At 69.3% G+C, this 14,321-nt stretch carries 10 protein-coding genes; 8 read left to right on the plus strand and 2 right to left on the minus strand.

Going from position 1 to position 14,321, the window contains the following annotated elements; genetic code table 11:
- Window positions 1–44: 44 nt before the first annotated feature.
- Window positions 45–1,064, minus strand: a complete 1,020-nt coding sequence (locus tag AB0O19_RS05245; protein WP_363618051.1) for a DUF2637 domain-containing protein — start codon at window positions 1,062–1,064, stop codon at window positions 45–47.
- An 82-nt stretch (window positions 1,065–1,146) separates the two neighbouring features.
- Window positions 1,147–1,440, minus strand: coding sequence for a hypothetical protein (locus tag AB0O19_RS05250; RefSeq protein ID WP_363617925.1), 294 nt, complete (start codon window positions 1,438–1,440; stop codon window positions 1,147–1,149).
- Window positions 1,441–1,901: 461 nt separating this feature from the next.
- On the opposite strand from AB0O19_RS05250, the gene AB0O19_RS05255 reads away from it, so the two are divergent.
- The 8 genes from AB0O19_RS05255 (at window position 1,902) to kdpB (ending at window position 14,320) form a co-directional block, all read left to right on the plus strand.
- A complete protein-coding gene (locus AB0O19_RS05255; protein ID WP_363617927.1) occupies window positions 1,902–2,750 on the plus strand; it encodes a GntR family transcriptional regulator in 849 nt (282 codons plus the stop codon).
- Window positions 2,747–3,433, plus strand: coding sequence for an HAD-IA family hydrolase (locus AB0O19_RS05260; RefSeq protein WP_363617929.1), 687 nt, complete (start codon window positions 2,747–2,749; stop codon window positions 3,431–3,433). The genes AB0O19_RS05255 and AB0O19_RS05260 overlap by 4 nt, the downstream gene beginning before the upstream one ends.
- A gap of 132 nt (window positions 3,434–3,565) precedes the next feature.
- The gene (locus tag AB0O19_RS05265; RefSeq protein ID WP_363617931.1) at window positions 3,566–5,011 is read left to right on the plus strand and encodes an AAA family ATPase; all 1,446 of its coding nucleotides are present in this window, start codon (window positions 3,566–3,568) and stop codon (window positions 5,009–5,011) included.
- Window positions 5,012–5,939: 928 nt separating this feature from the next.
- Window positions 5,940–7,772, plus strand: a complete 1,833-nt coding sequence (locus AB0O19_RS05270; RefSeq protein WP_363617933.1) for an APC family permease — start codon at window positions 5,940–5,942, stop codon at window positions 7,770–7,772.
- A gap of 272 nt (window positions 7,773–8,044) precedes the next feature.
- Window positions 8,045–10,042, plus strand: a complete 1,998-nt coding sequence (locus AB0O19_RS05275; protein ID WP_363618053.1) for an APC family permease — start codon at window positions 8,045–8,047, stop codon at window positions 10,040–10,042.
- Window positions 10,043–10,453: 411 nt separating this feature from the next.
- On the plus strand, window positions 10,454–10,543 hold the full coding sequence (gene kdpF / locus AB0O19_RS05280; protein WP_037971201.1) for a K(+)-transporting ATPase subunit F: 90 nt from the start codon (window positions 10,454–10,456) through the stop codon (window positions 10,541–10,543).
- A 1-nt stretch (window position 10,544) separates the two neighbouring features.
- Window positions 10,545–12,206 (plus strand): potassium-transporting ATPase subunit KdpA, encoded by a 1,662-nt coding sequence (kdpA, locus tag AB0O19_RS05285; RefSeq protein ID WP_363617935.1) that lies wholly within the window; start codon window positions 10,545–10,547, stop codon window positions 12,204–12,206.
- Window positions 12,206–14,320 carry a potassium-transporting ATPase subunit KdpB gene (gene kdpB, locus AB0O19_RS05290; protein WP_363580038.1) on the plus strand — a complete coding sequence of 705 codons (2,115 nt, stop codon included), beginning with the start codon at window positions 12,206–12,208 and terminating at the stop codon, window positions 14,318–14,320. The genes kdpA and kdpB overlap by 1 nt, the downstream gene beginning before the upstream one ends.
- Window position 14,321: the final 1 nt, after the last annotated feature.

The raw sequence follows: 14,321 nt of genomic DNA on the forward strand, positions 1-14,321 counted from the left end.
AGACCTCCAGCTCAGAGGGATTCTTGAGGTCAGGGGATGAGGCGTCACGACGCCCGTTCCTCGGGTGCGGTGGCGTCTCCGTTGGTGCCGGGCACGGCGTGCAGCGCGGGGCGTTCGCCGATGCGCAGCTCCTTGTAAAGGGCAGCGACCCATCCGGCGGACCAGCCGGTCAGCTCGACTGCCCGGCGCTGCGGGATGCGGGCCACGACGCAGTCCTGGACCTTCAGGCGCGCCTGGTCTTCGGGCAGGCGCTCGTCCACGGCAGGCGCGGAGAGGAGTTGCTGCCGGAGTCGATCGGCGTCCTGCTCGGCGGCCTGCTCACGCTCGCGCTCACGACGCTCACGGTCACTCACCTCGCGCTCACGGCGCTCACGGTCGGACCGCTCGGCGTCCTGCTGACGCTGGCGTTCGGAGCGCTCGGCTGCCTCGCGGCGGGCCTGCTCGGCCCGCCGGTCGTGGGCCATGCGCTGCTCGTGCTCACGCTGCTTGTCGGCCATGTGGTCCTCGTGCTCACGGCGCTCACGCTCGGCCTGCCGCGCCCGGTCGTATTCGGCCAACCGGTCCTCGCGTTCCTGCTTCCGGCGCTCCTCGGCGACGCGTTCGCGCTCGACCCGCTCATCGCGCTCACGGGCTTCACGGGCGGCCAGTGCGGCGGCGATTGCCCGCCGGTAGGCCAGCGACGTCTCCGCCGTGACGATCAGCAGCAGCGGCGCCACCGAGTGGACCGCCGCCCCGACCTTGTCGTGGTTCAGCGCGCTCTGACCCACGTTGAGCAGCACCGTCATGGCTCCGGTCATCCAGCGCAGCACGACCGGCCACCGGCCGCCGTCGCCGTCCAGGCGGGTGAGCGTGCTGTCCATGCGGACCACGATCACCACCGCCGCGTCCACGACCAGCGGCAGGATCGGGGCCGTCCACTGCCACCCCTTGGGGGTGTGCCCGGACATCAACGGGGTCACCGTGAGCATGCTGTAGAGGACCGCGCCCAACGTGATCGTCCACGTCCCCACGGCCAACACCCGCTCTGCCGAGCGAATCTGATCCAGGCTCGTCGACACCTTCATCGCGACCACCGCCCGGCGCCCCATGAGCGCGTCGTGAGCGAGCGGTGAGCGGCCGTGAGCACCGTGAGCGTGCGGTCGGCCATCACGCGGCCGCCTGCCTGCTACCAGCAGTGCGGCGGCCGATCGCGGAGCGCCGCAGCGGAACCGGCGCCATGCTCAACAGCCGCTTGGCGTAGGCGGCCAGCACCCAGTCCTCCCGGCGCAGGTCCGCCAGGATGTCAGCCGCGGCGTCCATCCGGGCCTCGCACTCGACCTCGCTCTCACCGGGCACCCCGATGAACAGCCGGCTGAACTCGGAGTCCATGACGAGACCGAGCGCCAGCTCGGCGAACTCCTCCTGCGTCAGGGCCGTCTGGCCTGAAACAATCGACCTCACGGGTCTACCTCGCTTCTCGTAGGGGAGGGGCCCAGGGCCGCCGCGCGCCCGGCCAAGGAATGCGCGGCGGCCCGATTCCACGGGCCCAAGGGAGACAGCGGCCGGCGCGGGATGCGCGACGCGCTGCACGTGGACGGGGAGGGAGTCGCACCCTCGCCCCCGCAGGGGCCCACTTCGGGCCGTCCGCCTGGTCTGCCACCGCCTTCGAACCCCAGGCACCTCCCTTCGTGGGGGCTCTTCGGCGGGACCTATGGAGTTGTGAAGGAACGAGCGCTGCCTTCGGGGGGCTGTCACCCCACCCCTCCGGGCGCGTTTGTCCAGCTCAGAGCAGCCCAAAGAAGGCCCCTCTGTGTCGCCCCTGTCTCACTTGGTGCGACACACACAACATAGGCAACCTGCCTAGGCAGGTCAAGAGAGTTGGGTTTCTCGCCCCTCTTGAGCACCTGCCCTAGCATGGGGAGATGGCCCTAGACCCGGACGACTCCCGTCCCCCGTATCAGCAGGTCAGCAGCTCTCTGCGGGCCTCGATCCTCACGAAGAAGCCCGGCTTCGAGACCGGCGACAAGCTGCCCTCCGGCCCCGAGCTGGCCAAGCACTTCGGCGTGGCGCGCGGCACGGTGGACAAGGCACTCGACCTGCTCCGCACCGAGGGACTGATCGTGACCCGGCAGGGGAGCGGCTCATTCGTGCGGGAGCGGACCTCTCGGCCGGTCGGGCTGCGGCCGCACCTGGAGGCGGCCTTCGAGCAGCAGCAGGTGACCCTCGACTTCGCCGGGTTCTCCAGCGAGACGCTGCACAACGCGCTGCAGGAGCCGCTCGACAAGGTCCGCTCCGGCCGGCTGGCACCGGAGTCCATCACGGTCCGCCTGCTGCTGCCGGACACCACGGCGCCGATGGCCGTGCCGGTCCTGGTCGACGGGCTCCAGGACGAAGCCGCCCTCCGGCAGCGCGCCCGCAACATCGCCCTGACGAACGCCGGCGGGATCGCGCACTCGGTGGAGATGCTGGCCGAGCTGGGCCTTGTCCAGAAGGCGAGCGTCCAGGTCAAGGTTCATCGGGCGTCCAGCCTGTTCAAGCTGTACATCCTGAACCGGTCGGAGGCGTTCTTCGGCTTCTACCCGCTCCGCGAGCGCACCGTGTCGATCGACGACACCGCCCACACCTTCTACGACGTCACCGGCAAGGACACCACCCTGTTCCACCACGCCGCCGGCCCGGACGACGCCTCGCTCGGATCGCAGTACGTCCAGCAGGCCCAGATGTGGTTCGACAGCGTGTGGAGCACGATCGCCTATGAGCGGCAGTCATGATCGCCACCCCCCAGCAACTCGCCGATGTGCTGCGGCCGGTGAGGCACGTGCTCCTCGACTTCGACGGGCCGGTGTGCTCGGTCTTCGCCGGCCTTCCAGCCCCGGAGGTGGCGCGCCGACTCCGTGAAGGCCTGCTCGCTACCGGCGAGCAGGCCCCGGCCGGGGCGGAGGAGGAGACCGACCCGCTCGCCTTGCTCCGACTGATCTCGGACGCCCGGCCTGACCGCGCGGTGAGCACAGACGCCGCGTTGGCCGCACTGGAAACTGAAGCCGTTCGGGTAGCCCGTCCGACCCCGGGCGGAGAATCGGTCCTGCTTGCTGCTGCCCGCTCCGGTCGTCTGGTGTCCGTGGTCAGCAACAACGCGGGCGCGGCCATCACGGCCTACCTCGCCGAGCACGGCCTCAGCGACTACGTGGCTGGGGTCTTCGGGCGTGCCCCGGGTGACCCCTCCTCGATGAAGCCGAACCCGCGCCTTCTGCTCGAAGCGATGGAAGCCGCATGCACCGGGCCGGAGCACTGCATCTTCATCGGCGATGCGACCCGCGACGTCGAGGCGGGAAAGGCGGCCGGAGTTCCCACGATCGGCTACGCCAACAAGCCGGGGAAGGACGTCAAGCTGGTCGCCGCAGGCGCTGTGGTGGTAGTGGGCGCTATGCGCCTGATTGCAGACGCGCTGGCTTGACCCGGAACAGCATTGTTGCCGGGCTGAGCCCTTCACAGTGGTCTCACAGGTCAAAACGGCTGCGGAGGAGCACTGTTACTGCGTAGGCTGAGGGGCGGGCAGGCTCCCCTACTTGCAGAAGAAAGTGGACCCATGAACGTTGAGGTTAATCGGATTCGGTCTGCTCTCAATGGCGGCCGCTATCAGAAGATGCTTTCAGCGATCTCGATCCGAAATCTGCGCGGATTCTCGAAGGATGAGGCTACGCGCATCGAGTTCAACTTTCCAGTGACGGCTATCGTTGGGGAGAATGGCACAGGGAAGACCACCCTTATTAAGGCTGCTGCATGCGCATACGAGCAAGCCGGTAAGGGGAAGTCGGCGTATCAGCCCGGAAAGTTCTTCATGAACACCGCCTGGGATACTGTTACCGATGTAGAGATTATTTGCCAGCTGCGCGAGCAGAGCAATCCTGTCACAATTCGTAAGCCCACAGACCGGTGGCGAATTAGTTCCGGTCGACCTGCTCGCCACATTTTCCTGATGGACGTCTCTAGGGTAATGCCGCTGGATGCGCTAATGGGCTATGCGCAGGTTACTAAACGATCCAGTCGTGAAGCCTCGTCTGAAATGTTGACGGAGCGGGCAAAATCCGACCTCGGGTACATTCTGAATCGCGACTTTTCTGCTGCGCGATTCGCCAGCACGACAAATTCGGAACGAGAGGTTGGAATTCTCGCACAGCAGTTCGGCGACTACTCGGCGTTCCACCAAGGAGCCGGTGAGGCGGCCTCGCTGCAGCTGTTCAGGACTCTGGAGAAGATCCCGAACGACTCCCTTCTGCTGATCGATGAACTGGACGCTTCCCTTCACCCTAAGGCTCAGCGGCGCCTGGTGCAGAGGCTGCTGCAGCTATCCCGGGAAAAGGGAATCCAGATTATTCTCACGACTCACAGCGCGCACGTCCTCGAAGAGGTGCCCCCAGAGGCAAGGATTCTGCTCCAGCGGAGCGGGGGGCGCGTGAATGCTATTCACGGCGCTACGCCCGAGTTTTGCATGAGTGCGATTGATGATCGCATGCACCCGGATATCACAATTTTTTGTGAGGATGTGCGTGCTTCGAAGGTCGTTGAGTGTCTCATTGCCGGATCTTCTGAGTCGTTTAACGTAGAGACCTATCCGGTGGGGTCCTACTCGGTGGTCAAGCAGCTGGCTGACCTGAGTCAAAAGGGCTTGCTGCCGTACCCTGCGACGGGTGTCGTTGACGGGTCCAAAAAATTCGAGAGTTGTGTCTCGTTGCCGGGGGGAGAAGAGCCAGAGCTGGCGATCTTCGGAGATCTCAAGGCGGCGAACTGGCCAGATGTTGAGGCAAGGTTCGGCATCCGTTTCTCGGAGATATCATCCATTCTTGAAGAGGCGATGAGGGCTTCTGATATTCACGAATGGCCCAGGATTGTCGGTGACAAAATTCGCCGCTCTAGGGATGTCGTATGGGATACCTTGGTGACTCTCTGGGTGCAGAAATGTGTGAATCGGGAAGTAGTGGATGGGTTTGCGGCCGAGATCCAGGAGAAGGCCCATGTGACCAAGGGGCGGTAACAGGGAGGCCGCTCAGATAGGCGGTGATCAGGCCCGCGGCCGGACTTTCCGCTGGCCCTCCCCGGTTCGCCAGACCTGTTTGTGTTCCCCATCATCCAGCCCACGACTTCGGGTGCAGCACTGCACGGAGGTCGGGGGTAGGTGCGGAGGCTCGCTCGCTTCAGGCTGTGGCGGCCGCATTCCCGGTGATCCGGGAGCTGCTGAGGCTGAGGGCGCGGTGAGGGCTTGGCCGTTCGACGGGCAGCGTGTCGAGGTGTGACGTGAGACGCGAAGGGCCGGGGCGGGCAGCGAAATCGCTGCCCGCCCCGGCCCTTCGGTGCGCTCGCAAGGCGGTCCGATCGAGGGCTGCTCAGAGCAAGATCCGGACCAGGGGCGGACCAGGTGGGGCCCGTGGGCAAGAGTTGCCTGGTCGCAACGTCCCTGGTCAGCGGCCTGTAAATCTGCCGCGTAAGCTACGCAGGTTCGAACCCTGCACCAGCCACAGGACAGAGAACGGCCCCCGATCTGCGGAGACGCGGATCGGGGGCCGTTGTCGTTTTCCCGCCGCGTGATCGTCGCGTGGGCGCCGCGGCGCTGCCGCGCCGGCGGCGGGGACACTTATTGCGCATTGCTTGCAATTACGGTCAGCAGGCAGCAGAGTGGGTGCGGGGGTGGGTGGGGCCGTTCAGCGTGATTGTGGTGGTGTCCCGGGTGTGCGTAGGGCGCGCCGGGGGTTCTTCGCAAGAGCTGGTCGTCTTCCCAACCGGCGCCCGCCGGGACAGCGGCCCACCCATCCCCGCCACCCCCCCCAGCCATGAGCTCTCCCGCGGTGCGTCAAGGGCCCGTCAATGGTTCCTGGGGCGGCGTCAGGAACGCGTAGGGGTCGGGGGAAGGGCGGGGGTGCGGCCCGCAGGATCGGAGGAACGACCGATCGCGGAGGTTCCGTCCGATGCCCAGCGCCATCACCACCCCGGCCGTCACGGCCGAACCCGAACCGCCGGACACCGGCGCGGGCGACGAGCGGCACCGGCTGAGTGCGCTGGGCGGTCTGGCGGCGCTGTCGTTGGACGCCATGGCCTCGGTCGCGTACGGGCCGGAGTCGATCGTGCTGGTGCTGGCCGCGGCCGGGGCGTACGGGCTGGGCTTCACGCTGCCGGTGACGGTGGCGATCGCGGTGCTGCTGGGCGTGCTGGTGGCGTCGTACCGGCAGGTGATCGCGGCGTTCCCGGACGGCGGCGGCTCGTACGCGGTGGCGAAGGAGCACCTGGGCCGGCGGACGGCGCTGACCGCGGCCGCCTCGCTGGTGATCGACTACATCCTGAACGTGGCGGTCTCGGTGACCGCGGGGGTGGCGGCGCTGACCTCGGCGGTGCCGAGCCTGTACGACGACCGGATCTGGCTGTGCCTGGGCGTGCTGGCCCTGGTGACGGCGGTGAACCTGCGCGGGATCGCCGAGTCGGCGCGCTGGTTCATGGCGCCGACGGCCGTCTTCGTGGTGTCGATCCTGGCGATCATCGTGGTCGGCCTGTTCCGGGACGGCCCGGCGAGCACCGCGGCCGCCGCGGGCCACGCCTCGACGCTGGCCGAGAACGCCACGACCGTCGGCGCGCTGCTGCTGCTCAAGGCGTTCGCGGCCGGGTGCTCGGCGCTGACCGGGGTGGAGGCGGTGGCGAACGCCGTCCCGTCGTTCCGGACCCCGCGGGTGAAGCGGGCGCAGCACACCGAGGTGGTGCTCGGCGCCCTGCTCGGCGTGATGCTGATCGGGCTGGCCGTGCTGATCGGCCGTTTCCACCTCCAGCCGGTGGAGGGCGTCACGGTGCTGGCCCAGCTCGCCGACGCCTCGCTCGGCCACGGCGCCGCCTTCTACGTCGTCCAGTTCGCCACCGTGGTGCTGCTCGGGCTGGCCGCGAACACCTCCTTCGGCGGGCTGCCGGTGCTGCTGCACCTGCTCGCCCGGGACAACCACCTGCCGCACGTGTTCGCGCTGCGGGCCGACCGCCAGGTGCACCGGCACGGGGTGCTGTTCCTCGCCCTGGTGTCGGCGGCGCTGCTGGTCGGCTCGGGCGGGGACGTGAACAGCCTGGTGCCGTTGTTCTCGATCGGCGTGTTCGTCGGGTTCACGATCTGTCAGGTCGGCATGGTCCGGCACTGGTCCGTGCACCGGCCGGCCGGCTGGGTGCGGAAGGCCGTGCTGAACGGGTTCGGCGCGCTGCTCACCGGGGTCGCGACGGTGGTGGTGACCGGCACCAAGTTCACCGAGGGCGCCTGGGGCATCGTGGTGGCGCTGCCGCTGCTGGTGGTGCTGTTCGAGGCGGTGCACCGCAGCTACGGGCTGATCGGGGAGCGGCTGGAGCTGGGCCGGGTGCCGGGCGCGGTGACCCGCCAGCGCAGCCTGGTGGTCGTGCCGGTGACGGCCATCACCCGGCTCACCCGGGACGGCCTGTCGGCGGCGCTGTCGCTCGGGGACGAGGTGCTGGCGGTGACGGTGGTGCACGAGCAGGCCGAGGCGGAGGCGCTGCGGCGGGACTGGGAGCTGTGGCAGCCGGGCGTGCCGCTGGTGGAGATCCCGGAGGACCGCCGCCGGCTGGGCCAGCCGATCGCCGCGTTCGTGAACCGGCTCGGCGAGGAGCACGCCTACGACCGGCTGACGGTGCTGATCCCGGAGGTGGAGCCGGCCCGCTGGTGGCAGCGGGCGCTGCAGAACCGGCGCGGCGCCGTGATCGACCGCGCGCTGCGCCGGCACACCGACGCGGTGGTCTGCCGGCTGCGGATGCGGATGTGACCGGGGCCGCCACCGCTGAGGTGCTGGGCGTCCACAGCCTGGACGCCCGATAACAACCCGGCATCTTGACGCGGTCTTAACGGGGCGGCCCTGACGCCCTCGATACGCCCGGCACGTGCCCGCCCGCAGTGGCCCTGACCTGCGGGAAGTCCATGAGGGCGGGACGTGCCGGGCCGGCGCCGCAACGGATTCCGTCGTGTCCGACCGAACTTACGCTCGCCAGCGTGTTCAACGTGCCCCAGGCGCTCAAGCGCCTCGTCATCGGCCGGGCCATGCGCAGCGAGGAGCTCGGCGAGACGCTGCTGCCCAAGCGGCTGGCGCTGCCGATCTTCGCCTCCGACCCGCTCTCCTCGGTCGCCTACGCGACCCAGGAGATCCTGCTGGTGCTCACCGTCGGTGGCGCCGCCTTCCTCTACCTGACCCCGTGGGTCGCGGCCGGCGTGGTCGCGCTGATGGCGGTCGTGGTGATGTCCTACCGCCAGGTGGTGCACGCCTACCCGAGCGGCGGCGGCTCGTACGAGGTGGTGTCCCGCAACCTCGGCGCCAACTCAGGTCTGGTGGTGGCCGCCTCGCTGCTGGTCGACTACGTGATGACGGTCGCGGTGTCGGTGGCCTCCGGGGTGGACAACATCATCTCGGCGCTGCCTTCGCTGGCCGGTCACCGGGTCTGGCTGGCGCTGGGCTTCGTGCTGCTGCTGATGGCGGTGAACCTGCGCGGCGTCCGGGAGTCCGGCAAGGCCTTCGCCGCGCCGACGTACCTGTTCATCGGCGGCATCCTGCTGATGGTGGTCACCGGGCTGGTCCGGGTCGCGCTCGGCGACGCGCCGGTGGCGTCCAGCGCCTCGTACGGGATCCTCCCGGAGGACGGCAAGGACACGGTGGCCGGCCTCGGCCTGCTGATGCTGGGCCTGCGGGCGTTCGCCTCCGGCTGTACGGCGCTGACCGGGGTGGAGGCGATCTCCAACGGAGTCCCGGCCTTCCGGGCGCCGAAGGCGAGGAACGCCGCGCGCACCATGGCCGTGATGGGCACCACGGCCGTGGTGATGTTCGCCGGCATCACCGCCCTCGCGCTGATCGCCAAGGTGCACATCACCGAGGGCGGCGCCTGCCGGCTGACCGGCTTCCCCGGCGACTGCGCGAGCACGCCCCAGCAGACCGTGATCGCCCAGCTCGCGGCGGCGATCTTCGGCGGCGACGACAGCGTGCTGTTCTACGCGATCCAGGCGGTCACCGCGCTGGTGCTGATCCTGGCCGCCAACACCGCCTTCAACGGCTTCCCGCTGCTGGCCTCGATCCTGGCCGAGCACCGCTACCTGCCCCGGCAGATGCACACCCGCGGGGACCGGCTGGCCTTCTCCAACGGCATCATCGCGCTCGCGGTGGTGGCCGGCGGGCTGCTCTGGCTGTACGACGCGAACGTCACCAGCCTGATCCACCTGTACATCCTGGGCGTCTTCACCTCCTTCACGCTGTCCCAGATCGGCATGGTCCGGCACTGGAACCGGGCGCTGGCCACCGAGACCGACCCGGCGGTGCGCCGCTCGGCGCTGCGCTCCCGGGTGATCAACGCCTTCGGCGCGGTCGTCACCGCGCTGGTGCTGGTGATCGTGCTGCTCACCAAGTTCACCCAGGGCGCCTGGCTGGCCGTGGTCGCCGCGCTGGTGCTGTGGCTGATGATGCGCGGCATCCGCCGGCACTACGACGGCGTCGCCGCCGAGCTGGCGGTGGACGACCCGGAGGCCGAGTCGGCGCGGCCCGCCCGGGTGCACGGGATCGTGCTGGTGTCCAAGCTGCACAAGCCGACGCTGCGGGCGCTCGGCTACGCGGAGGCGTTCCGGCCGGACTCGCTGGAGGCGCTGACCGTGGCGGTGGAGCCGGAGGCGACCGGCGAGCTGGAGCGGCAGTGGACGGAGGCCGGCGTCCGGGTGCCGTTGAAGGTGCTGGACTCGCCGTACCGGGAGATCACCAAGCCGGTGCTGGCGTACGTGCGGGAGCACCGCCGGGACAGCCCCCGGGAGGCGGTCGCCGTGTTCATCCCGGAGTACGTGGTCGGCCACTGGTGGGAGCACCTGCTGCACAACCAGTCGGCGCTGTGGCTGAAGAGCCGGCTGCTGTTCACGGCGGGCGTGATGGTGATCAGCGTGCCGTGGCAGCTGACCTCCTCCGGGCGCGCGGGCGGCCCGTCGCGCCGGGCGCCCGGCGCGGTGCGCCGGGGCGAGCCGGCCCCGGGGAGCGGGTACGAGCGGCTCCCGGCGCCGGAGAAGGTCTGACCGGAGCAGCAGCCGGCCCCCCGGGCCTCCGTCGGCCCCGCCCGCACGAAGCCCGTACCAACCCGCACCCCCACCCGTACGGAAGCCCCGGAATCCCGGGGCTTCCGGCGTTCCGGCGCCGGGCCGATCACGGCCTGATGACGACGGTCACGGCCCGGTGAAGCGGGCGTCAAGGTCGCGTCAACGTCCCGCAGTCACCCGTATGGAGGGCGTCAGGGAGCCATAACGCGCCTCTGACGGCTGCTTTGCTGCATCTGCCGGTCGTCCGCCGGCGCCGCGCGAAGCCCCCGGCCCGCCCGCGGCAGTCTCCCGAACCGCTCTGGTGGAGCCCATGTCCGATCTCATCTACGTCGGTGTCACGGTCGCCGTGTTCGCCGTCATCGCCCTGATCGCGCGGGGGGTGGAGAAGCTGTGAGCGCGGAGAACATCGCAGGTCTGATCGTGGCCGTCGCGCTCGTCGGCTATCTCGTCGTGGCGCTGATCTTCCCGGAGAAGTTCTGACATGGGATCCACTCTCGCGGGCTGGCTGCAGGCCCTGGCCCTGGTCGGGGCACTGGCCCTGTGCTACCGCCCCCTTGGCGACTACATCGCCAAGCTCCTCACCACCACCAAGCACCTCAGAGTCGAGCGCGGCATCTACAAGGTGATCGGCGTCGACGGCGACGCCGATCAGCGCTGGCCGGTGTACCTCCGCTCGGTGCTGGCCTTCTCGGCCGTCTCCGTCCTCTTCCTCTACGGTCTGATCCGCCTCCAGGGCTACCTGCTGCTGAACCTGGGCGTTCCGCAGATGGAGGGCCACCAGGCCTGGAACACCGCGATCTCGTTCGTCGCCAACACCAACTGGCAGTCCTACGCCGGTGAGTCCGCGATGGGCCACCTGGCGCAGATGGCGGGCCTGGCGGTGCAGAACTTCGTCTCCGCGGCCGTCGGCATCGCCGTCGTCGGCGCGCTGATCCGGGGCTTCACCCGCAACCGCACCGACCGGGTCGGCAACTTCTGGGTGGACCTCACCCGGATCAACCTGCGCCTGCTGCTGCCGATCTCGATCGTCTTCGCCCTGGTCCTGGCAGCCTCCGGCGTGATCCAGAACTTCCACGGCTTCCACGAGGTGGCCACGCTCAGCGGCGAGGTGCAGAAGATCCCGGGCGGCCCGGTGGCCTCCCAGGAGGTCATCAAGCTGCTCGGCACCAACGGCGGCGGCTTCTTCAACGCCAACTCCGCGCACCCGTTCGAGAACCCGACCGGCTTCTCCAACCTGGTCGAGATCTTCCTGATCCTGCTGATCCCGTTCGCGCTGCCGCGGGCCTTCGGCCGGATGGTGGGGGACAACCGCCAGGGCTACGCGATCCTCGCCGTGATGGGCCTGTTCTGGGTCGCCTCGGTCGCCCTGCTCACCTTCGCCGAGTCGCAGCACCAGGGCACCGCCCTCCAGGCCGCGGGCGCCGCGATGGAGGGCAAGGAGCAGCGCTTCGGCATCGCCGCCTCCGGCCTGTTCGCCGCCTCGACCACACTGACCTCGACCGGCGCGGTGAACTCCTTCCACGACTCGTTCACGCCGTTCGGCGGCGGGCTGACGGTCTTCAACATGATGCTGGGCGAGATCGCGCCCGGCGGTGTGGGCTCCGGCCTGTACGGCATGCTCGTGCTGGCGATCGTCGCGGTGTTCGTCGCCGGTCTGATGGTCGGCCGCACCCCCGAGTACCTGGGCAAGAAGCTCGGCGGCCGGGAGATGAAGTTCGCCTCGCTGTACATCCTCACCACGCCGACCCTGGTGCTGGTCGGCACGGGCCTGGCGATGGCCCTGCCGGGGGAGCGGGCCGGGATGCTCAACTCGGGCGCCCACGGCTTCTCCGAGGTGCTGTACGCCTTCACCTCGGCCGCCAACAACAACGGCTCGGCCTTCGGCGGCATCACCGTCAACACCGACTGGTACGACACGGCGCTCGGCCTGGCGATGATCTTCGGCCGCCTCCTGCCGATCGTCTTCGTCCTGGCGCTGTCCGGTTCGCTCGCCCAGCAGCAGCCGGTCCCGGCCACCCCGGGCACCCTGCCCACCCACAAGCCGCTGTTCGTGGGCCTGCTGTCGGGCGTCATCCTGATCGTCGTCGGCCTCACCTACTTCCCGGCCCTGGCTCTCGGGCCGATCGCGGAAGGTCTCTCCTGATGTCCACCCCTACGCTCAACCCCGCACCGGCCGACAAGGCTGAGCCCGCCGCGCAGCACAGAGTGGCCAGCGGCCTGCTCGACCCGAAGCTGATCGTCGCGTCCCTGCCGGACGCGGTGAAGAAGCTCGACCCCCGGGTGATGGTCAAGAACCCGGTCATGTTCGTGGTCGAGGTCGGCTCGGTGGTCACCACCGTCTCCGCGATCGCCAGCCCGTCCGTGTTCGCCTGGGCCATCACCGTCTGGCTCTGGCTCACCACGATCTTCGCCAACCTGGCCGAGGCCGTCGCCGAGGGCCGCGGCAAGGCCCAGGCCGACACCCTGCGCAAGACCAAGACCGAGAGCGTCGCCCGCCGGCTCACCGACTGGCCCGCCACGCAGGCCGAGGAGGAGGTACCGGGCACCGCGCTGCGGCTCGGCGACCACGTGGTGGTCGAGGCCGGGCAGATCATCCCCGGCGACGGTGACGTCGTCGAGGGCGTCGCGAGCGTCGACGAGTCGGCGATCACCGGCGAGTCCGCGCCGGTCATCCGCGAGTCCGGCGGTGACCGCTCGGCGGTGACCGGCGGCACCAAGGTGCTGTCCGACCGGATCGTGGTGAAGATCGCCTCGGAGCCCGGCAAGTCGTTCATCGACCGGATGATCGCCCTGGTCGAGGGCGCCGCCCGACAGAAGACGCCGAACGAGATCGCGCTGAACATCCTGCTCGCCTCGCTGACCATCGTCTTCCTGGTCGCCGTGGTGACCCTGCAGCCGATGGCCACCTACGCGGGCGCGCCGCAGTCGATGATCGTCCTGGTCGCCCTGATCGTGGCGCTCATTCCGACCACCATCGGCGCGCTGCTCTCCGCGATCGGCATCGCCGGCATGGACCGGCTGGTGCAGCGCAACGTGCTGGCGATGTCCGGCCGGGCCGTCGAGGCGGCCGGCGACGTCAACACCCTGCTGCTGGACAAGACCGGCACCATCACCCTGGGCAACCGCCAGGCCGCCGAGTTCCTGCCCGCCCCGGGCGTGTCCACCGAGGAACTGGCCAGCGCCGCGCAGCTGTCCTCCCTCGCGGACGAGACCCCGGAGGGCCGCTCGATCGTGGTCCTCGCCAAGACCGAGTACGGCCTGCGGGCCCGCGCCCAGGGCGAGCTGACGCACGCCACCTGGGTCCCGTTCACCGCCCAGACCCGGATGTCCGGCGTCGACCTGGACGAGGCCGAGGCGGTCCACCAGGTCCGCAAGGGCGCGGCCGGCGCGGTCACCAACTGGGTGACCGAGAACGGCGGTTCGGTCGGCAACGAGGTCTCCGCCCTGGTCGACGGGATCTCCGCGGCCGGCGGCACCCCGCTGGTGGTGGCCACCAAGGTCGGCGCCAAGCCGGCCCGCGTCCTCGGGGTGATCCACCTCAAGGACGTGGTCAAGGAGGGCATGCGGGAACGCTTCGACGAGCTCCGCCGGATGGGCATCAAGACCATCATGATCACGGGCGACAACCCGCTGACCGCCAAGGCGATCGCGGAGGAGGCGGGCGTGGACGACTTCCTCGCCGAGGCCACCCCCGAGGACAAGATGGCGCTGATCAAGAAGGAGCAGGAGGGCGGCAAGCTGGTCGCGATGACCGGCGACGGCACCAACGACGCCCCCGCGCTCGCCCAGGCCGACGTCGGCGTGGCCATGAACACCGGGACCATGGCGGCCAAGGAGGCCGGCAACATGGTCGACCTGGACTCCAACCCGACCAAGCTGATCGAGATCGTCGAGATCGGCAAGCAGTTGCTGATCACCCGTGGCGCGCTGACCACCTTCTCGATCGCCAACGACGTGGCCAAGTACTTCGCGATCATCCCCGCGATGTTCGCCGGGGTCTACCCGGGCCTGAGCCACCTCAACATCATGGGCCTGCACAGCCCGCAGTCCGCGATCACCTCGGCGATCATCTTCAACGCCCTGGTCATCATCGGCCTGATCCCGCTCGCCCTGCGCGGCGTGCGCTACCGCCCGTCCGACGCCAGCTCCCTGCTGCGCCGCAACATCGGGGTCTACGGCTTCGGCGGTCTGGTGGTGCCGTTCGTCGGCATCAAGCTGATCGACCTGATCGTCCAGTTCATCCCCGGCCTGAGCTGAG

The sequence above is a fragment of the Kitasatospora sp. NPDC091276 genome (assembly GCF_040684355.1).
In the GTDB taxonomy this organism is placed as follows: domain Bacteria; phylum Actinomycetota; class Actinomycetes; order Streptomycetales; family Streptomycetaceae; genus Kitasatospora.